The sequence below is a fragment of the Pelomicrobium sp. G1 genome (assembly GCF_051905455.1).
In the GTDB taxonomy this organism is placed as follows: domain Bacteria; phylum Pseudomonadota; class Gammaproteobacteria; order Burkholderiales; family UBA6910; genus Pelomicrobium.
Genome location: NZ_JBQACR010000014.1, coordinates 27,440 through 45,856, shown reverse-complemented (window position 1 = coordinate 45,856; position 18,417 = coordinate 27,440). Strand labels below are relative to the sequence as shown.

At 69.9% G+C, this 18,417-nt stretch carries 16 protein-coding genes; 6 read left to right on the top strand and 10 right to left on the bottom strand.

Features of this window, described 5'->3' with window-relative positions; genetic code table 11:
• The first annotated feature begins 146 nt into the window (after positions 1–146).
• From ispH to hpnA, 6 genes are all read left to right on the top strand, one after another.
• On the top strand, positions 147–1,106 hold the full coding sequence (ispH, locus tag ACTFO6_RS13535; RefSeq protein ID WP_439934972.1) for a 4-hydroxy-3-methylbut-2-enyl diphosphate reductase: 960 nt from the start codon (positions 147–149) through the stop codon (positions 1,104–1,106).
• A 7-nt stretch (positions 1,107–1,113) separates the two neighbouring features.
• Positions 1,114–2,211 (top strand): adenosyl-hopene transferase HpnH, encoded by a 1,098-nt coding sequence (hpnH, locus tag ACTFO6_RS13530; RefSeq protein WP_439934971.1) that lies wholly within the window; start codon positions 1,114–1,116, stop codon positions 2,209–2,211.
• Positions 2,208–3,365: a glycosyltransferase gene (locus ACTFO6_RS13525; protein ID WP_439934970.1), complete on the top strand. Its 1,158-nt coding sequence runs from the start codon at positions 2,208–2,210 to the stop codon at positions 3,363–3,365. Before hpnH ends, ACTFO6_RS13525 begins: the two co-directional genes overlap by 4 nt.
• Before the next feature lie 180 nt (positions 3,366–3,545).
• The gene (gene shc / locus ACTFO6_RS13520; RefSeq protein WP_439934969.1) at positions 3,546–5,489 is read left to right on the top strand and encodes a squalene--hopene cyclase; all 1,944 of its coding nucleotides are present in this window, start codon (positions 3,546–3,548) and stop codon (positions 5,487–5,489) included.
• Positions 5,480–6,196, top strand: a complete 717-nt coding sequence (locus tag ACTFO6_RS13515; RefSeq protein ID WP_439934968.1) for a phosphorylase family protein — start codon at positions 5,480–5,482, stop codon at positions 6,194–6,196. The genes shc and ACTFO6_RS13515 overlap by 10 nt, the downstream gene beginning before the upstream one ends.
• Positions 6,193–7,188 carry a hopanoid-associated sugar epimerase gene (hpnA, locus tag ACTFO6_RS13510; protein ID WP_439934967.1) on the top strand — a complete coding sequence of 332 codons (996 nt, stop codon included), beginning with the start codon at positions 6,193–6,195 and terminating at the stop codon, positions 7,186–7,188. Before ACTFO6_RS13515 ends, hpnA begins: the two co-directional genes overlap by 4 nt.
• Positions 7,189–7,250: 62 nt before the next feature.
• Here hpnA and ACTFO6_RS13505 read toward each other — a convergent pair whose 3' ends face one another.
• The 10 genes from ACTFO6_RS13505 to ACTFO6_RS13460 form a co-directional block, all read right to left on the bottom strand.
• The gene (locus ACTFO6_RS13505; RefSeq protein WP_439934966.1) at positions 7,251–7,697 is read right to left on the bottom strand and encodes a DUF6789 family protein; all 447 of its coding nucleotides are present in this window, start codon (positions 7,695–7,697) and stop codon (positions 7,251–7,253) included.
• Between the two features lie 237 nt (positions 7,698–7,934).
• On the bottom strand, positions 7,935–10,610 hold the full coding sequence (locus tag ACTFO6_RS13500; protein ID WP_439934965.1) for an MMPL family transporter: 2,676 nt from the start codon (positions 10,608–10,610) through the stop codon (positions 7,935–7,937).
• Positions 10,579–11,232, bottom strand: coding sequence for an ABC transporter substrate-binding protein (locus ACTFO6_RS13495; protein ID WP_439934964.1), 654 nt, complete (start codon positions 11,230–11,232; stop codon positions 10,579–10,581). The genes ACTFO6_RS13500 and ACTFO6_RS13495 overlap by 32 nt, the downstream gene beginning before the upstream one ends.
• A gap of 86 nt (positions 11,233–11,318) precedes the next feature.
• Positions 11,319–12,347, bottom strand: a complete 1,029-nt coding sequence (locus ACTFO6_RS13490; RefSeq protein WP_439934963.1) for a lysylphosphatidylglycerol synthase domain-containing protein — start codon at positions 12,345–12,347, stop codon at positions 11,319–11,321.
• A gap of 37 nt (positions 12,348–12,384) precedes the next feature.
• Positions 12,385–13,482 carry a 2-aminoethylphosphonate aminotransferase gene (locus ACTFO6_RS13485; RefSeq protein WP_439935020.1) on the bottom strand — a complete coding sequence of 366 codons (1,098 nt, stop codon included), beginning with the start codon at positions 13,480–13,482 and terminating at the stop codon, positions 12,385–12,387.
• Positions 13,479–14,660 (bottom strand): phosphonopyruvate decarboxylase, encoded by a 1,182-nt coding sequence (aepY, locus tag ACTFO6_RS13480; RefSeq protein ID WP_439934962.1) that lies wholly within the window; start codon positions 14,658–14,660, stop codon positions 13,479–13,481. The genes ACTFO6_RS13485 and aepY overlap by 4 nt, the downstream gene beginning before the upstream one ends.
• Positions 14,657–16,333 carry a phosphoenolpyruvate mutase gene (aepX, locus tag ACTFO6_RS13475; RefSeq protein ID WP_439934961.1) on the bottom strand — a complete coding sequence of 559 codons (1,677 nt, stop codon included), beginning with the start codon at positions 16,331–16,333 and terminating at the stop codon, positions 14,657–14,659. Before aepX ends, aepY begins: the two co-directional genes overlap by 4 nt.
• Positions 16,334–16,374: 41 nt before the next feature.
• Positions 16,375–17,133: an NTP transferase domain-containing protein gene (locus ACTFO6_RS13470; protein WP_439934960.1), complete on the bottom strand. Its 759-nt coding sequence runs from the start codon at positions 17,131–17,133 to the stop codon at positions 16,375–16,377.
• Between the two features lie 45 nt (positions 17,134–17,178).
• Positions 17,179–17,940, bottom strand: coding sequence for a phytanoyl-CoA dioxygenase family protein (locus ACTFO6_RS13465; protein ID WP_439934959.1), 762 nt, complete (start codon positions 17,938–17,940; stop codon positions 17,179–17,181).
• Between the two features lie 18 nt (positions 17,941–17,958).
• Positions 17,959–18,417: CDP-alcohol phosphatidyltransferase family protein (locus ACTFO6_RS13460; protein ID WP_439934958.1), on the bottom strand; the 459-nt coding region annotated here is incomplete at its 5' end.

The window sequence follows — 18,417 nt, the reverse complement described above, 5'->3', positions numbered from 1 at the left end:
GTTGCGCGAGGCTTCTCCCCGCTTCGTGCTCCGCCGGTAATAAAACGGCCGCAAGTCCGTCTTATTAGTCTATATTGTGAAACAGACCGTGCGGAATGACGCGAGCGCCGCCCGCGGGATCCACCGACGAAGGAGAGGGAACCGGCATGGAGATCGTGCTTGCTCAGCCCCGCGGCTTCTGCGCCGGGGTGGTGAGGGCCATCGAGATCGTCGAGCTGGCTCTGGATGCCTACGGCCCCCCGGTCTACGTGTTCCACGAAATCGTCCACAACCGCTTCGTGGTCGAATCCCTGGAGCGGCGAGGGGCCGTTTTCGTCGAGCAACTGGACGGCATACCCGCGGGCGCGGTGACCATCTTCAGCGCCCATGGTGTGGCCGATACGGTGGTCGAGCAGGCCCGGCAAATGGGGCTGCAAGTCATCGACGCCACGTGTCCCCTGGTCACCAAGGTGCACCTTCAGGCCCAGCGCTATGGGCGCCAGGGCTACGAGATCGTCATCATCGGCCATGCCGGGCACGAGGAGGTGATCGGAACCATGGGTTCGGTGCGGGGGATCGTCCACCTCATCTCCAGCGTAGAGGATGCGGCACGGCTCCAGGTGGCCGACCCGCGGCGGGTCGCCTACGTGACCCAGACCACCCTGAGCCTGGACGACACGCGGGAGATCATCGAAGCGCTCAAGCGCCGGTTCCCCGGCATCCAGGGACCCGACCTGGACGATATCTGCTACGCCACGCAGAATCGGCAGAACGCCGTGCGCGCCCTGGCTCGGGAGGTGGACCTGCTACTGGTGGTGGGCGCGCGCAACAGCAGCAACTCCAACCGCCTGCGGGAAGTAGGGGAGCAGTGCGGGTTGGCGGCGCATTTGATCCAGGACGAGCGCGATCTCGATCCGCGGTGGCTCGAAGGCGTTCGGCGCGTGGGCGTGACGGCCGGCGCGTCGGCCCCCGAGGTGCTGGTGGAGCGGGTGTGCCACCGGCTGCGCACCCTTGGGGCCATCTCGATCCGCACCCTGGAAGGGGTTCGCGAGAATGTCACCTTCAGGCTTCCGGCCGGGCTGACCCGCGCCAGCGTCGGGTCCAGGACGGGCGAGCGGCAGGTCTGACACGCCCATGGGATTGCCGCTGCGCCAGATCCTCCGCGTCGGGCTCTATATCGCCGGGCAACGGCTGCGCGGACGCACCCGCTACCCGGTGGTGCTCATGCTGGAACCCCTTTTCCGCTGCAACCTGGCCTGCGCCGGCTGCGGCAAGATCGACTACCCCGAGCCCATCCTGAACAGACAGTTGAGCATGGAAGAGTGCCTGGCGGCGGTGGACGAATGCGGGGCGCCGGTGGTCTCCATCCCCGGGGGCGAGCCGCTGATCCACAAGGATATCGCCCGGATCGTGGCCGGGATCGTCCGGCGCAAAAAGTTCGTCTATCTGTGCACCAATGCGCTGCTGCTGAGGAAGCGCATGCGCGAGTTCGCCCCGTCGCCCTATCTCGTGTTTTCCATCCATCTGGACGGACTGCGGGAGCGGCACGACGCATCGGTCTGCCGCGAGGGCGTTTTCGACAAGGCGGTGGAAGCCGCCCGGCTCGCCCTGGCGCGCGGCTTCCGCGTGACCTTCAACTGCACCCTGTTCCGCGACGAGGACCCGGCCGAGGTGGCGCGGTTTCTCGATTTCGTGCGCGACCTGGGGGTCGAGGGCGTCACCATCAGCCCCGGCTACAGCTACCAGCACGCGCCGCGCCAGGACATCTTCCTGCGCCGCAACGCAGCCAAGCGACTGTTCCGCTCGATCTTCGCCCTCGGCAAGGGGCGCGGCTGGCGCTTCAGCCAGTCGATCCTGTACCTCGATTTCCTCGCCGGCAACCAGACGTACCAGTGCACGCCCTGGGGCAACCCGACGCGCAACGTTTTCGGCTGGCAGCGGCCCTGTTACTTGCTGGTGGACGAGGGGTACGCGCCTACCTTCAAGGCGCTGATGGAGGAGACCGACTGGGACCGCTACGGGGTGGGGCGCAACCCGAAGTGCGCGGACTGCATGGTGCACTGCGGGTTCGAGCCGACGGCGGTGAACGACGCGTTTTCCCGTCCATGGAAAGCGCTGTACGCGCGGCTCCGGGGCCCGCGCACCGACGGTCCCATGGCCCCCGAGCTGCCCGTGGTCTACGACGATCTGGGACGGGCCGAAGGGGCCGCAGCGCGGGCGGCGCTCAAATGATGTGGCTGCTGGCGGCGTTGCCCGGTTTCGTCTTGTGGGTTGGGCTGCTCCTTTTGCCGTGGCGGCCGTGGAGCACCCGCGAAAGGCTGGACGCCGAGGAGTCGAGCTCCGAGGAAGATCTGAGCGAGGTCACGGCGCTGGTTCCGGCGCGCAACGAGGCGCGAGCCTTGGTGGTGACCCTTCCTGCCCTGGCCGCCCAGGGGCGGGGCCTGCGCATCGTCCTAGTGGATGATCAGTCGAAGGACGGCACGGCGGAGGCGGCCCTCGCCACCGGCGTTCCGGGACTGACCGTGGTGCGCGGGTCGCCGACGCCCCCCGGCTGGGCGGGCAAGGTCTGGGCTCTCGCCCAGGGCTTTGCCCGGGTGCGCACCCGGTTGACCCTGCTCGCCGACGCCGACATCGCCCTGTCGCCGGGGCTCGTAGCCGCGCTGCGTGGAAAGCTCGAGCGGGAACACCTGATGCTCGTTTCCTTAACGGCGGAATCGCCGATGCGGGGCTTCTGGGAAAAGCTGCTCGCGCCCGCCTTTGTCTATTTCTTCAAGCTGCTCTATCCGTTCGCTCTGTCCAACAATGCCCAGTCGCGGCGCGTCGCGGCCGCCGCCGGTGGCTGCGTGCTGGTGGACACCTGGGCGTTGCGGCTCATCGGGGGGTTCACGGCGATTCGCTCGGCGCTGATCGACGACTGCGCCCTCGCCCGCGCGTTCAAGGAGTGCAGCTTCCCCACCTGGATCGGCCTCACCCACTCCGCAGTGAGCGTGCGTCCCTGGCGCGGCCTCGCCGGGATCTGGAACGCGGTGGCGCGCTACGCCTTCGAGCAGCTCCGGCACTCGACCGTGCTGCTCGCTCTGTTGAGCGCTGTCTTCCTGCTCGCATTCGTCGCTCCGCCGGCGGTGGCGCTCGCCGCGCCGCATGCGCTGGCGAAGGCGCTGGCCCTGGCTGCCATGGTGGCCATGGCCGCCTCGTACATCCCGACCCTGCTGTACTACGGGCGCTCGCCCCTGTGGGCGGCGGCGCTGCCGCTGATCGGGGTGCTCTACCTGGGAATGACCTGGACCTCGGCCTGGCGGCACTGGCGCGGCGCCGGGGTCCAATGGAAGGGGCGTAGCTACTCCCAGGCGAGCGCGGGCGTTACGCCCCCGGGACGAGCGGGATGACAAGTGCCGGCCCACCCGATCTGGAGTACCAGGACCGGATCCTGGAAGGTGTCGCGCACCTTCGCCCTCACCATCCCCGGGCTGCCCAGGCCGGTGCCCGCCGTCGGCGGCGTGGGGGAGCCGGCGGGCTCCAGGGGGACTGCCGTCGTCGCGGAATGACGTTCCCGTGCAGGGAGGCGTATGGGACACGTTGATCTCAAATCCAGGGTGAACTTGATTTCTCCCGCCGTCACCGAACAGGCCCGGAAACTTTCGGCGGCCATCGAGCGCGCCCGTGACGCGCTGCTCGCGCGCCAGCACCCGGAGGGCTACTGGTGCTTCGAGCTGGAGGCGGACTGCACCATCCCCGCCGAGTACATCTGCATGATGCACTTCCTCGGCGAGGTGGACGAGGCGCTGCAGGCGAGGCTCGCCGCCTACCTGCGCAGCCGCCAGCAGGAGGACGGCGGCTGGCCCCTCTACCCGGGGGGCGGGCTGGATCTGAGCTGTACGGTGAAGGCCTACTACGCCCTCAAGCTCGCGGGAGACGCGCCCGGCGAGGGGCACATGCGCCGGGCCCGGGAAGCGATCATCGCCCGGGGCGGCGCCGCCCGCAGCAACGTGTTCACCCGCTACCTGCTGGCCATGTTCGGGCAGGTGCCGTGGCGCGCGGTGCCCTTCCTGCCAGTGGAGATCATGCTGCTGCCCCGCTGGTTTCCGTTTCACCTGAGCAAGGTCTCCTACTGGTCCCGTACCGTCATGGTGCCCCTGGCGATCCTCTATTCCCTGCGGGCGCGGGCCTGCAACCCGAAAGGCATCCATGTGCGGGAGCTGTTCACCGTCGATCCGGAGAAGGAGCGCGATTATTTCCCGGTGCGCTCCCGGCTAAACGGGCTCTTCCTCCGCCTCGAGCGGACGGTGCGGCTGCTGGAGCCTTTGATTCCGGGCAGGGTACGCCGAGCGGCGATCGCGCGGGCAGAACGCTGGATCGTCGAGCGGCTCAACGGGGAGGGGGGGCTGGGCGCGATCTTTCCCGCCATGGTCAACACCCTTGAGGCCTTCAGAGTGCTCGGGTATCCCCGGGAACATCCTCTCTGCCGCACTGCCCGTAGAGCCATCGACAAGCTGCTCGTGGTTCGCGACGACTCAGCCTATTGCCAGCCCTGCGTGTCTCCGGTCTGGGACACGGCTCTGGCGGCGCTGGCCCTGCTGGAGGAAGGCAGCGAGCCGGGGCGCCGGGCGGCGCGCAAGGCCCTCGACTGGCTGGAGGCGCGTCAGTTGCTGGACGCCGAGGGCGACTGGCGCGAATCGAGGCCGGACTTGCCAGGAGGCGGCTGGCCGTTCCAGTTCCGCAACGATCACTACCCCGATCTGGACGATACCGCGGTCGTGGCCTGGGCGATGCGGCGTGCCGATGCGGCCCGCTATGGCGTCGCCATTGAGCGGGCCGCCCGGTGGATTTGCGGCATGCAATCGCGCAACGGGGGCTTCGCCGCTTTCGACGCCGATAATACTCATGATTACCTGCTGGAGATCCCCTTCGCCGATCACGGCGCTTTGCTGGACCCGCCCACCGCCGACGTGTCGGCCCGCTGCGCCACCTTGCTCACCCTCCTGAAGAAGGACCCGGAGCACGCCCGCGCCCTCGAGCGCTGCACCGCCTACCTGCTCGGCGAGCAGGAGTCGGATGGATCCTGGTTTGGCCGCTGGGGCACGAACCACATCTACGGCACCTGGTCGGCGGCCATGGCGCTCGAGCACAGCGGCGATCCGCGAGCCCGGGAGGCGCTCCAGCGGGGGGCGGCCTGGCTCAAACGGGTGCAGCGGCCGGACGGCGGGTGGGGCGAGACCAACGACAGTTACGCCGACCCGAGCCTCGCCGGCCGGGCCAGCCGCAGCACGGCGTTCCAGACCGCCTGGGCCGTGCTCGGGCTTCTAGCGGCCGGGGAGACCGGGGCGCCTGAGTTGTGGCGCGGCGTGGAATACCTGCTGCGCACCCAGGAAAGCGACGGGCGCTGGGACGATCCGGAGTTCACCGCGCCGGGCTTTCCCCGGGTGTTCTACCTCAAGTACCACGGCTACAGCGTCTACTTCCCCTTGTGGGCGTTGGCCCGGGCAAAGAGCGTCCTCGCCCCATGGGGATGAGGGTGGACGTGGTGGCGGCCTTGCATGCCGAGGCCCGATGCTTGCCTAAAGCGCCTGTCCACGAATCGGCGGGGGAAGTGTCGGTCCATGTGAGGATCGCCGGCGTCGGTCCCGAGAACGCCGAGCGGGCGGCCCGGGCCGGGGTGGCCGCCGGCGCCCGGGCCCTTCTGAGCTGGGGTTTCGCGGGGGCGCTCGATCCGCGTCTGCGCTCCGGAGCGATCGTCCTTCCGCCGTTGGTGATCGCTGCTGACGGGGAGCGCTTTCCCGTGGACGCCGAGTGGCACGGGCGGCTGCTCGCCAGCCTCCTGGCGCCGCGGTTGCAAGTGAGCACGGAGCCAATCGGCGAGGCGCTGCACCCGCTGCGAGGGGCTGGCGCCAAGGCCGCCCACCGCGGGGCGTCCGCCATGGCGGCGGTGGACATGGAGTCTGCGGCCATCGCCCGGGTCGCCCGGGAGGCGGGGATCCCTTTCGCCGCGGTGCGGGCCGTCACCGACACGGTGAGCCGGAGCGTCCCGGGAAGCGCCCTGGCCGCGCTGGGTCCCGGGGGCGCCCTGCAGCCGAAAGCCCTGCTGCTCGCCCTCGCCCGCCGTCCCCGGGAGCTGCCCCCCCTGGCGACCCTCGTTCCCGGCTTCCTCCTCGCTCGACGGGCGTTGCGGCGCGCGAGCCTGGCCGCCGGCGCGTCCGGAGCCCTCGTGCCGCCCTCATGAGCGCTCCCTTTCTGGTCACCGGCGCGAGCGGCTTCGTCGGCGCGGCCATCGTGCGTGCCTTGGTCGGCGCCGGCGAGCCCGTGCGGGTGCTGGTGCGTCCGACCAGCGACCAGCGCAATCTGGAGGGGCTCCCGGTGCAGACCGCGGTCGGCGACCTGCTTGACCCGGATTCCCTGCGGCGGGCCGCTTCGGGCTGCCGCGGGGTCTACCATGCGGCCGCCGACTACCGCCTGTGGGCGCGGGATCCGTCGGCCATGCATCGCGCCAATGTGCAGGGTACCGTAAACCTGCTGCGCGCGGCAGCGGAAGCCGGGGTCGAGCGCGTCGTCTACACGAGCAGCGTGGCCACCCTCGGCTGCCGCGCCGATGGGGCGCCGGCCGACGAGACGACGCCGTCGCGGCTGGAGGACATGATCGGCCCCTACAAGCGCTCCAAGTTTCTCGCCGAAGAGCAGGCGATGCGGTTCGCCCGGGAAGAAGGCCTGCCGGTGGTGATCGTGAACCCGTCGGCGCCGGTGGGGCCCGGCGACCGGCGGCCCACCCCCACCGGCCGGATGGTGCTTGACGCGGCTTGCGGCCGCACGCCGGCTTACGTGGACACCGGCCTCAGCCTGGTCCACGTGGACGATGTGGCTTACGGCCATCTGCTGGCTTACCGGCATGGGGTTCCCGGAGAACGCTACGTCCTGGGCGGCGAGAATCTGGAGCTGCGGGAGATTCTGGCCCGCATCGCCCGCCTGGCGGGCGGGCGCCCGCCCCGCGTGCGACTCCCGGTGGCGGCGCTCTTTCCCGTGGCGTGGGTCATGGAGGCGTGGTCGTGGGCCGGCGGAAGCGAGCCGCGGGTCACCCGCGATGCGCTGCGCATGGCGCGCAAGCGGATGTATTTCTCCAGCGACAAGGCGGCGCGGCAGCTCGGCTACCGTTTTCGCCCGGCGGACGAGGCGCTGCAGGACGCCATCGACTGGTTTCGCCGGCACGGCTATTTCCGCTGAATGCTGAGATGCCACTCCGGCCGATGCCCGCGGCCTAGGCGGCGGCTCGTTTTTCCGTTCGCTCATCTTCTTTTGAGCAAGGGCGAGCCCAGAAGCGCTCTGTACGTGGTGCCAAGCACGGCGCCATAGACGAGGTGCAGAACCAGCATCAGGGCAGGCGCCGTCAGGCCCAGGCGTACCCCGAAAAATCCGGCGCCCGCCAAAGGCATTATCGTAATCATCATCAGCAACCAGGCGAGGATCGCAAAGCAGATCCCTTTCTGCCATTGTCTGGAACCGGGCAGGTACTCGTTAAACCACGCGAACAACAATCCCCACCAAATCGTTCCCATGACGAAGTGAAACATCCAGCCGATGATCGGGAAACTCGGAGCGCCGAAGATCGCGCTAAGCATCCGGATCAAGTCCAGCTCGGGCGCGAACCCCGCCATCGTTTTGATCTCCATGAAGATCGAGATAACGGCGGTGGCAACGAAACCCGCAACCATGGACCGATAGAGATTGTTCATGAAATCTCCTCCGCCTTTGCTCGCGGCCCGCTTCACTTGGGGGGCGGTGGCCGCGAGACCGCTCCCGGTACGCTTCGGGACTTCCGGCAGCTCGCCTATGTGGTATTTAGTCGGACCAGGAAGCCTGTCTTTGCAGGCCGGGCTCGACAGGCCGCTTAAAGTAAAAGTTTCGAGTCCGGCCGGAAACGCCTGAGCTCGTGCCCTGCGGGGATACCCGTTCCCCCTTGCCTACACGGCTCAGGAACGTTGACCCTCGAGCTCCGCCAGGATCGCGGACAGGACCAGAAGGCTGGAGACGAGGGTGAAGGACAGGGCGAGCACGAGGAGCCGGCCCATGCCCGCCATGCCGGGATGCTCGGAGAAGGCGAGGGCGCCGAAGGAGACGGCCGTGGTGAGGGCGCTGAAGAAAACCGCGCGGGGCGTGCTGCTGCGGAACAGGCGGTTCACGTCCCATCCGGCGCGGCTGCGTTTGACCAGGTAGATGCCGAAGGCGATGCTCAGGCCGAGCAGCAGGGGCAGGGCGATGATGTTGGCCAGATTGAAGGAAATGTCCAGCAGGACGGCGGCGCCGGCCGTGAACAAGGCGGCCAGCACCACGGGGAGCAAAACCAGGAGCGCATCCCCCACTTTGCGCAACGCCGCCAGCGTGAGGACCAGGGTGGCGAGGAGGGCGATGGCGGTGGCCTGCAGGCACGCTTCCACCACCGCGTCCCCGGCCTCCACAAAAATGACGGGGGTTCCCGTGGCCGCCGGTGCGACCGCTTGGACCGCCCGCACGAACCGGCGCATGGCGGGGTTGTCCCTCAGGTCTTCCTTGGGAAAGACTTCGACCCTGGCCTGCCCGTCGGGGCTCAAGTAGCGCCGCCTCAAGTCCTCGGGAAGGTCCGCCAGGGCGACCCGGGTTGCGGCCAGGAGCTGCCCCAGCTCGTTCAGGACTTGGGGCAGGTCGCCGATGACGCTGCGCCGCAATTCCTCCGCCAACGCCCCGGGCCAGCCCGGCATGGCCGCGAGCCGTTGCAGGGTGCCGCCGAGCCGCTCGGCGCTGGCGGCCAGCTCGTCTCCGCCGGCGCCGGCCGCCACGAGGTCCTGGCGGAACTTCTCCACGGCCATCGCCTCTTCCTGGGGCGTGGGGGCCGCCGCGGGTGCAGGGGGGGTGACCAGGGGCGCGAGGACCAGGTTCATGTCCCCGATGATGCGCAATTTCTCCTCCTGATCCGCCGGCACGAAGCTCGCCAGGGTGAGCGCCCGGTCGACCGCGTCCAGGCTTTCCAGGCGGGCGGCCAGTGCCTGGGCCGCCTCCAGGTCCTGGGCCAGGATCTCGATGGTGTAGGGGGTGGTGGATGGATCCTGCAAGAGGCTCAGGAAAGCGGCAACGGACGGGGTGGTCGGGTCCCGCAGGTTGAGGGGATGGAAATCGAAACGGGCCTGGAGCACCAGGAGGAGGGAGCCGGCGGCCGCCGCCGCCGCGGCGCTGAGCAGGATCCGCCGGTTGCGCTGGACGGTGAGCACTCTCAGGGACAGAGTCTCCACCGGGCCCGCCCCGGTCCTTCCCTTGTAGGGGCCGACCTGCATCAGGCTGAGCGCTGCGGGCAGCACCGTCAGGTTCGCCCCCAGGGCGACTATCATGCCGAAGCCGGAGATGACGCCCAGCTCGGCCAGCCCCCGGTAATCCGTGGGGGCGAAGGAAAGGAAGCTCAAGGCGGCGGCGAGGGCCGCCAGGGTGAGGGTGCCGCCGGCGCCCGCCGCAGCCCGCTCCAGGGCGGCGACATGGTCGTGCGTCGCGTCCAGTTCCTCTTTGTACCGCATCGCGAACTGGATGCCGAAATCCACCCCCAGGCCGATGAACAGGACGGCGAAGGTCACCGAGATCAGATTCAGATGGCCGATGGCGGCGGCGGCGAAGGCGGCGGTCCACGTGAGACCTATGCCCAGGGTGACCAGGATGGCGGCCACGAGCCGCGGTGAGCCCAGCCCCAGGAAGAGGATGGCGCAGACCAGGGCAAAAGCGACCGAGGTGGCGATACCCGCCCCTTTCGATACGCTCGCCAGCTCCTCGTCCTCCATGGCCACTTCCCCCGTGACGTGGACTTGCACGCCCGGTTCCTCGGCCTCCACCTGCCGGGCGAGGCGGTGCACCCGGTCCAGCGCCTCTTTCGCCGGCCTCAGGCTCGCGTAGTCGAAGCGCGGCTGGATCAGGATGAAGCTGCGATGGTTGTCCCTGGACGCAGAGCCGCCCTCCAGCAGCGCTTCCCGCCATGAGCGCGGCTGGGGCGTGCCCGCCAGCAGGGCTTGTACCGCCGCGTCGATTTCGTTGAGCACTTTCTTGAGGGCCGCCCGGTTTTCGGTGCCCAAGTTCTCCCCGAGGGCGCGCCCCAGCACGGAGAAAAGACCGCGCAGGCTCGGGTCTTGGGCCATCGCTCCCAGGAACGGCTGCGCCTCGGCGAGCTTCTCGCTCAGTTGCCAGAGCTCGTCCGTGTCCAGGTAGAGCAGGCCGTTGCGCGCGAAGAAAGGGCCGCGGCCGGGCTGGTAGACGTAACGAAAGGGGCCGTTCGAGCGCGCGAGCGCCCCGGCGAGCTGGTCCGCGACATCGTTCGCCCGGCTCGCGACGCCGGCCTCCACGATCACAACGATGAGGTCGGAGAGCTGCGGAAAGGCTTGCTCGAACTTCCGGTCGGCCTGGCGGAAGGGGAGTTCCGGCGCCAGCATGTCCGCCGTGTCGGTGTTGATCGAGAGGCGGCTCGCCCCGTAGTACAGGAGAGCAGCGCTCGAGAGCGCCGCCGCGCCCAATACCCAGGGGGCGGCCCGGCCCGACCCGGTGACCAGCCGGACCAGGCCGCGGCGGTACGCCTCGCCCGTGGCGCTCAGGAGCCGCCGCGCGCCTTCAAGAGCCCGCAGACTTCGACTGGGCCGCAATCTTGTCCTTCAGCTTCTTTATCAGGGCGTCGAAACCCTCGGTGCGCAGGATGCTCGCGAACTCCGATCGCCGAATGGCGAGGTCGCTCACCCCGTCCACGACGATGTTGACGATCCGCCAGCCTTCCTCCCGGCGGCGCAGCAGATAGTCGAAGCGGAGGGTTTCGCCCCCCGGCTTGACGAGCTCGCTGCGCACCAACGCCTCGCCCCGAGGGGTTTGCTCGACCGAGAGCGTCCTGAATCTTTCCCCGGAATAGGCATCGAAGCGGTGCGCGTAGGTGGAGATGCTCCACTCGCTGAAGGTGGCCACGAGCAGGGACTTCTGGGCGTCGCTCAACGGCTGCCAGTACCTGCCCGCGGCGAACGCCGCGATGCTTTGCAGATCGTGGCTCTCCTCCACCGCCGGGGCGAGACGCTTGTATCGACCGGCGTAGCCTAGTTTGCCGGCGTCTTTCATCACCGATACGAGCACCGCCTGGAAGCCCTCGACCACCGCCGCCGGGTTCTCCTCGGCCCCGGCGGCGAGCGGCGCGAACGCGGCGCAAATCGCCGCCACCGCGAAGGCGGCCAGCGCCTTGGGGCTCGCCCGCCGGGACCTGGCCCCGTTCAGTGATCTCTCCATGTCAGCCACTCCTCAAGCGCGTCTCCGCCTGATCCCGTTCCACCTTGATTTCCCTTGCGCTCTCCCGGCGATCCGGGGCGGGGCGCTCATCCCCCATCTGGACGGACCCCGGCCCGCGGTGACCGCCGCCGGCGCCCCCGCCACCATCCACGACTTTCCGCGATCTGCCAAGCCACCAGGCCCGGGAGGCCCAGGGCCAGCTCCCGGGCGCGTTTCGCCAGGGACAGCGCCAGGGCGAGGGGCGGCTCGAGCCCCAGGAGCGCGCCGAGCAGCAGGTATCCGCCTTCCTGCACGCCCAGGGCACCGGGCACCAGGAAGGCGGCGGCACGCACTGCCTGGCCCAGACTCTCCAGGAGCAGGGCCTCGGCCCATCCCACCGGATGGCCGAGGAAGGCCATGGCCAGCCAGACCTCTCCGGCTCCCAAGAGCCAGCCCGCGAGCAGCCAGGCGCAGCACGCCAGGAGCGCCCGGCGGTCGGCGTAGGTGCGGGAGATGGCCCGGTCCAGGGCGGCCGCGCCCCCGGCCAGGGCCCGCCAGTCGCTGCCGCCGGCGAGGCGCCCGAGAGCCGCCACCAGGGCCGAGAACAGGCCGCGGCGCTGGGCCCAGTAGAAGCCCAGTAACAGGGCGCCCATGATCGCCGTCCCGGCCAGCAGGGCGTCGGTGAAGCGCTCCCCGCCCAGGTGAAGGACCAGGAGGACCACCCCAAGGAGGGTAAAAAGAATCTGGGTGAATACCGCCAGGGTCAAGCCCACCACCACGCTGGCGCCGGCGATCTCCCCCGGCATGCCCCGCTGGCCGAGCAGGCGGGCCTTGACCAGATCGCCCCCCACTTGGGCCACCGGCAGCAGTCCGTTGATCGACTCGCCGATCCAGCGGGCCCACAGCAGGGTGGCGAAGGGCAGGCGCGCCGCCGCGGGTACCAGGCGCTGCCAGCCCAGGGTGTCGGCGGCCATGGGCGCCAGGTGGAACGCCGCCACCAGCGCGAGCCCCCATCCCGCGGTCTTCAAGGCCGCCGCCAGCTCCACCGTGCCCCGCTCGATCACCAGATACAGGAACAAGGCCAGCCCGCCGACCAAGCTGAGGCGCAGGAACCGGCGCAGCCTACCGGCCTTCATGGCGGGTCCTCGGCCGCAGCCGGCGAGCCCGGAGGATTCACCCGGAGCCTCCGCTGGAGGGTGCCCCGTCCAGGATCTCGCCCACCGCGGCGACGAAGCGCTCCAGGTCGGCGGCGGCGATGGCGCCCATGGTGGAGACCCGGAAGATGGATTTGGAGAGCTCCCCCTGGCCGGCGTAGATCACGAACCCGCGCCGCTTGAGCCCGTCGTGCAACATCGGGTAGTCGATGCCTTGCGGCAGCCGGTAGGCGCGCAGCGCCACCGAGCGCGGGCCGGATCGGAGCAGCGGCTCCACCTGGAGCCGGTCAAGCCCGTCCTCCACGGCGGCGGCGAGGCGCGCGTAACGGGCGTGGCGCGCGGGCCAGCCGCCTTCCTCCAGCAGCTCGTGGAGGGCCTCCCTCAGGGCGTAGAACAGGGGCACGGCGGGGGTGAAGGCGGTGTCGCGCCCGTCCTGGGCTCGCAAGTGCCGCGCCAGGTCCAGATAGAGGCCGCGGCCGGCGCCGCCCGGCGGCAGTGCGTCCCGCCTAACCAGCACGAAGCTTAACCCCGGCGCGCCGTGGAGGCACTTGTTGGCGCTCCCGGCGCAGGCACTCACGCCCCAGGCGGAGAACTCCAGCGCCTCGGCGCCGAAGCTGCTCACCCCGTCCACCAGCAGCGCCACGTGGCGCTCTCGGCACAGGCGGGCGATGGCGGCGAGGTCGTTCAATCGCCCGGTGGTGGTTTCGTGGTGGACCACCGCCACGTGGCTGGTCTCCGGCGCCTCATCGAGCCGGCGGGCGAGGGCCTCCGGGTCCACCGGCGCGCCCCATTCCTGGCGCAAGACGGCATGGCGGATGCCGTGGCAGCGGGCGATCTCCGCCATTCGCGCGCCGTAGACGCCGTTATCGATCACCAAGAGGGCGCCGCCGGGCGGGACCAGGCTGGCTAGCATCGCTTCCACCGCCGCCGTTCCCGAGCCGGAGAGGAGCACCGGCGCCCATTCCAGGAGATTGAGCCCGTAGAGCGCCAGCAGCGACCGCCGCACGTCTTCCTGCAGATCGCCGAACTCGCTTTCGCGATGGCATAGATCGGGGGAGGTCAACGACGCCCGCACCCGCGGGCTCAGGTTCACCGGACCGGGGTTGAGCAGGATCATGTCGATCTCGCGCAAGGGAGCTCCAGGCCGTCGATGTGGGCCATGAAGCGCCGCCGCGCTTCGACCGGCGAGAGGGAAGGGCGCGGCAGCCCGGCCGGGGCGCCGGGGGCGATCTTGAGATGCACGAAGACAGGACCCGAGACCTGGGTCGGCCCCAGCGCTTCGTCGAGCAACGAAAGCGCGTTCCCTTCCCACACCGCAGGGTAGCCGCAGGCGGCGGCGACGCCCGCGAACGAGATGCCCGCCGACACCGTCGCCTGGCCGCCCGTGGACCCGTGGGCCTCGTTGTCCAGCAGCACGTGGACCAGGTTGGGCGGCCGATAGGCGCCGATGGTGGCTAGATTCCCCATGCGCATGAGAGCCGCCCCGTCCCCGTCGAGCACGATGACGCGCAGCCGCGGGCGCGCCAAGGCGAGCCCCAGGGCCAGGGACGAGGCGCATCCCATGGAGCCCACCAGGTAGAGCTGATGGGGGCGGTCGCCCAGGGCGTAGAGCTCCCGCCCGGTGTGGCCGGTGGTGGCGATCAGGACGCCGGCGTTTTCTGGGACGAGGGCCGCAATGCGCTCCAGCGCTTCCCGCCGGCTCGGCCGCCGCGCCTCGGACCCTTGCCAGCGGGCGCGGGGCACGGCGCCGGAATGCCGTCGCGGCGGCCGGGCGCCGCCTGGAGATGCCGTAGAAGCGGAGAAGCTGTCCTTGCCCACCAGCAGGGCGTAGGGGCGCTCGGTCTCTTCTATGACCGCCCGGGCTTTCGCCAGGGTAGGCCCCAGGGCCTCGGGGTAATCCGGCAGACGGGCCCAGGGAATCTCCAGGGTGTCCAGCAACGCGGGGGTGATGCGCCCCATCAGGGCGTGCTGGGGCTCGTCGGCGATCCCCGGCTCGCCGCGTAGGGTGACGAGGAGCAGCACCGGAATGCGGAACACGTGATTCAGCGACGTGAGGGGGCTTACCGCGTTGCCGAGGCCCGAGTTCTGCATCAGGGCGACGCTCGCCCGGCCGCCGAGCCACGCCCCCGCCGCCGCGGCCACCGCGTCGCCCTCGTTCGCCGCCGAAACATAAGCGAGGGCCGGGTCGGCGCTCGCCTGGTCGATGAGGGCCGCCAGGAAGGAGCAGGGCACCCCGGCGTACCAACGGTAGCCCAGGGCCGCCGCCTGGCGCAGAAATTCCGCCGCCTCGATCACGGGACGACCTCGCCGGAGCCCTGGGCGCCCGGGTTCCCGTAGGCGAAATCCACCGCGCGGCGCAGGTCGTCCGGGTCGTTCACGTCCAGCCAATGGCCGCTCACGTAGAGCACTCGGACCGGACGGCCGGCCTCGGTCAGGTGGTTGAGCAGGTCCGGCAGCCCCAGCCGGTGGAAGTCGGGCCTTTGCGCCAGGGCGTCCATCGCCTGGAGCAGCCACGAGCGCCCGGCGCTCCGCACGCGCAGCATGCCGATCCAGCGCCCGCTGGGCGCACCCGCGCCCGGTCGCGGCCGGGCGTCCACCCGCAGGAGCTTCACGTCCTGGGGGAACAGGGCGTGGTCGTCGGGGGCCGAGCAGTAGGCGAGATCCCGCCGCCGTTCCGGCCTCTCCGGCACCGGCGAAGAGTCCACCACCACCGCCAGCTCGCCCGGCGTCTCCAGCAGGTCCCGCAGGATGTAGCTGCGAAACAAAAGGTCGCCATAACTCACCACCGTGTCCTCGCCGATGGCCTCGCGGGCGCAGGCGAGGGAAGCCAGCTCGCCGCTCTCGGCGTGCCCCGGGTTCTCCACCACCTCGACGCCCGGCAGGTCGATGGACCGGGCTTTGTAACCGGCAACCACGGTGACGGCGTCGATGCCCTGCTTCTTGAACTCGTCCACCAGCCGGCGCAGCAGGGGGCGGCCGGCCACCGGCAGCATGGCTTTGGGGCGATCCTCGGTCAGCTCGTCCAGCCCCTCCCCCCGGCTCGCCGCCAGCACCACCGCGGTGGTGGTTCGCTCCCGGGGAGCGGCGTACTGGCGTTCCGCCGCCAGCAGCTCGTCGGCGCGCTGCAAGCGGAAGATCTCCCTCACTGGCGCGATCCGGTCCTCCACGTTCACCAGGGTTTCGGTGGCGTGAAGTTCCCGGGCCAGGGCTTGCATGGCGGAAATGGCCGCCCGCAGGGTGTGGTTGGCCCAGATCACCACGCTCACCCCGGCGGCGCGGAACACGTCGGTGGGGGTACTGTAGTAAGTGGTCGGCACGATCACCAGGGGCGAGCGTCCGGCCCACTCCCGGGCGAAGGCCAGGATCTCGTCGGCGCGGCTTTTCCTGCTGTGGATCAGGATGGCGTCGGCGCCGGCGGCGTGATAGGCCTCGGCCCGGCGCAGGGCCTCGTCCAGGCCCCAGCCGGCGATCAGCGCCTCCACCCGCGCCACGATGACGAAGTCCGGATCGCTTTGGCTGTCCTTGCCGGCGCGGATCTTGCCCTGGAACTCGGCGACATCCGCCAGCGGCTGGCGGTGGCCGTCGATCAAGCTGTTCGTCTTGGGAAACAGCTTGTCCTCGATGCACACCCCGGCGACGCCGCGGCTTTCCAGCTTCTTCACCAGACGGCGCATGCTGTTGAAGTCGCCGTAGCCTGTATCTCCATCCATGAGGATCGGAATGCGGGTGGCGTCGGCCATGAACTCCACCATGTCCACCACCTGGGTCCAGCTCGCCTCGTTGTTGTCGCGCACGCCGAACTGGGCCGAGAGGGTGAGCCCGCTCGCCCAGATGCCCTTGAAGCCGGCCTCTTCCACGATGCGGGCGCTCAGGCCGTTGTGGGCCTCCATCAGGAATTCCAGCTCGGGGGAGGCGAGCAGCGCCCGCAGGGCGGCAGCCTTGGATGCGGGGCGTGGGCGTCTGTCCATGACGAGGATTGGATCGTGCTCGGGCCGCGCCGGTTCGGGAACTAGCATTCTAACCGCGGCAGGATCTCCTCCCGCGCCCGCCGCGCGTCCTCGGCGAAATCGATCTCGATCCAGGGCAGCCCGGTCACGTCCTCCGCGCCGAAGCGCTCCGGCGCCTCCAGCATCAGGTCGCGCAGAGCTTCCTCGTGGGGCTCCATGCCCCGGCCCGCCTCCCGGTAGGCGGTCGCCCGGGCCGCGAGGGCCAGGCAGGTGTCCGCCGAGAGGCGGAAGAACCCCACCGACTCGCCGCAATGGTCGAACGTCAGTCCCGGGGCGAGGCGCTTGCGGAACTCCACGATGCGGCCCGCCCGCACGCACACCTTGACCGGCTCCTCGCCGGGCTCGAGGTTGCGGTCCATGAGCAGGCAATCGGGATGGGCCGAACCCAGCAGGCGCGCGAGCATCCGCCCGTCGTAGAGGACGTCCGCGTCCATGAGCAAGGTCTCGCGCCCCGCCAGCAGCCGTGCTCGGGCGCACCACACGGTCACGACGCTGCCCAGGTCGTAATCGGGGTTGAACACCGTCGTCACCCTGGCCCCGGAATCCAGGCGCGCCAGTTCGTCCCGGACACGTTCGGCCCCGTAACCCACCGCGACGCAGATGTCCCTCACGCCGGCCCGCGTCAGCAGCCGCAGATGGCGCTCGAGCAGGCTACGCCCGCCGAAGCGCAGGAGGCACTTGGGAAGCGGCCTGTGCTCCGGGTCGCCGGCGAACCGCGTTCCCCGGCCGGCAGCGAGAATTAGGGCCTGGGGGTCGGGCATTGGCGGGTGCGGCAGGCCGCGTCGGCGTAGCCGAAACGAGGGGCCTCAGACACGAAACACGTACTCCCTGCCTGGCTCCCGCTCGCAGTCGGGCGGGTAACTCTTGCGCTTGTCGGCGTAGTACCGGGCCCGGTGGTCGCCTTCGTCCAGTCTATTGTAGGTCACGTAGAGTACCCGCCGGGGCCGCGAGCTCAGGTTGGGGGCGGAGCGGTGGGGGGTATAGGAATCGAAGAACACCACGTCGCCCGGTTTCGTCTCGCACGCTATGAAGTCCATTTGGGCAGTCACGTCCTCCGGCAGCGGCGCCCAACTGGGGCCTAATTGTCCTTCCCGGTGGCGCCCTGCCGCGAGCTCCAGGCAGCCGTTGTCCCGGGTCGCGGCGTCGATGCTGACGAGCGCGGTGATATGGAGGCTCGCGTAGCGGTCCCAGCCGGCCTGTACGTCCTGGTGCGGGGTGAAGCCGCCCCCGCCCGGCAGCTTGAAGTTGATCTTGTCCTTGAACAGGACCGCCGGCGCGCCGAAAAGCTGGGCCGCCGCGTCGCGCAGCCCGGGGCCGTTGAGCAGGGCGTCGAAGCCGGCGTGGTAGGGGCAAAAATTCTCCATCCGGTTAAGCAGGCGCCGGCCCGGCTCCAGGCGGCTTGTCTCGAAATACATCATGTACTTGCCCGGAACCTCCGGGTAGCCCGCGATCTCCTCGGTCCAGGCAGCGATGCGCGCCGCGGCCTCGCGCCCGTAGAGACCGCGGACGATCAGAAACCCGTCGCGGTGGAAGCTCTCAATCTGCTCTTGGGTCAGCGGCTGAACCATCGCTTCTCACAAGTTAGGCTACGAAGACTGGGGGTGCCGGCCGGTCGGGCGGCCGAGCCTGCGCACGAGACCCCAGTAAACGAAAGCGGCGAATGCCGGCGCGGCGATCGCGGCGGCCACCAGCAGGTGCTCGGCAAACCCGAGCCAGAGCATGATCGGGACGACGATCAGCGCGTCGTCCGGGTCGAAGCCCGCGGCACCGCCCAATGGAGCGGTGTCTTCTCCGGTGAGCGCTTCCCATCGCCACAAGAGGTAAAAAGTCGCCGCGATCGCCAGGCCGGCCAGCGCGCCCAGGGGAATCGCCCACGGGCCCAGGGTCCCGGTCTTGAGCCCGAACCCCAGCCCCACGAAGGCCAGCGTGTTGCACACGCCGTCGGCCACCAGATCGTATTTCTGGCCGAAAGCGCTTTTTTTCCCGGAAAGCCGCGCCAGCTCACCGTCGGCCCGGTCGAGCAGCATGGAAAGCAGGAACAACCC

Coding starts and splice junctions, on each gene's coding strand:
- ispH (WP_439934972.1), top strand. CDS start 147: ATGGAGATCGTGCTTGCTCAGCCCCGCGGCTTCTGCGCCGGGGTGGTG.
- hpnH (WP_439934971.1), top strand. CDS start 1,114: ATGGGATTGCCGCTGCGCCAGATCCTCCGCGTCGGGCTCTATATCGCC.
- ACTFO6_RS13525 (WP_439934970.1), top strand. CDS start 2,208: ATGATGTGGCTGCTGGCGGCGTTGCCCGGTTTCGTCTTGTGGGTTGGG.
- shc (WP_439934969.1), top strand. CDS start 3,546: ATGGGACACGTTGATCTCAAATCCAGGGTGAACTTGATTTCTCCCGCC.
- ACTFO6_RS13515 (WP_439934968.1), top strand. CDS start 5,480: ATGGGGATGAGGGTGGACGTGGTGGCGGCCTTGCATGCCGAGGCCCGA.
- hpnA (WP_439934967.1), top strand. CDS start 6,193: ATGAGCGCTCCCTTTCTGGTCACCGGCGCGAGCGGCTTCGTCGGCGCG.
- ACTFO6_RS13505 (WP_439934966.1), bottom strand. CDS start 7,697: ATGAACAATCTCTATCGGTCCATGGTTGCGGGTTTCGTTGCCACCGCC.
- ACTFO6_RS13495 (WP_439934964.1), bottom strand. CDS start 11,232: ATGGAGAGATCACTGAACGGGGCCAGGTCCCGGCGGGCGAGCCCCAAG.
- ACTFO6_RS13490 (WP_439934963.1), bottom strand. CDS start 12,347: ATGAAGGCCGGTAGGCTGCGCCGGTTCCTGCGCCTCAGCTTGGTCGGC.
- ACTFO6_RS13485 (WP_439935020.1), bottom strand. CDS start 13,482: ATGATCCTGCTCAACCCCGGTCCGGTGAACCTGAGCCCGCGGGTGCGG.
- aepX (WP_439934961.1), bottom strand. CDS start 16,333: ATGGACAGACGCCCACGCCCCGCATCCAAGGCTGCCGCCCTGCGGGCG.
- ACTFO6_RS13470 (WP_439934960.1), bottom strand. CDS start 17,133: ATGCCCGACCCCCAGGCCCTAATTCTCGCTGCCGGCCGGGGAACGCGG.
- ACTFO6_RS13465 (WP_439934959.1), bottom strand. CDS start 17,940: ATGGTTCAGCCGCTGACCCAAGAGCAGATTGAGAGCTTCCACCGCGAC.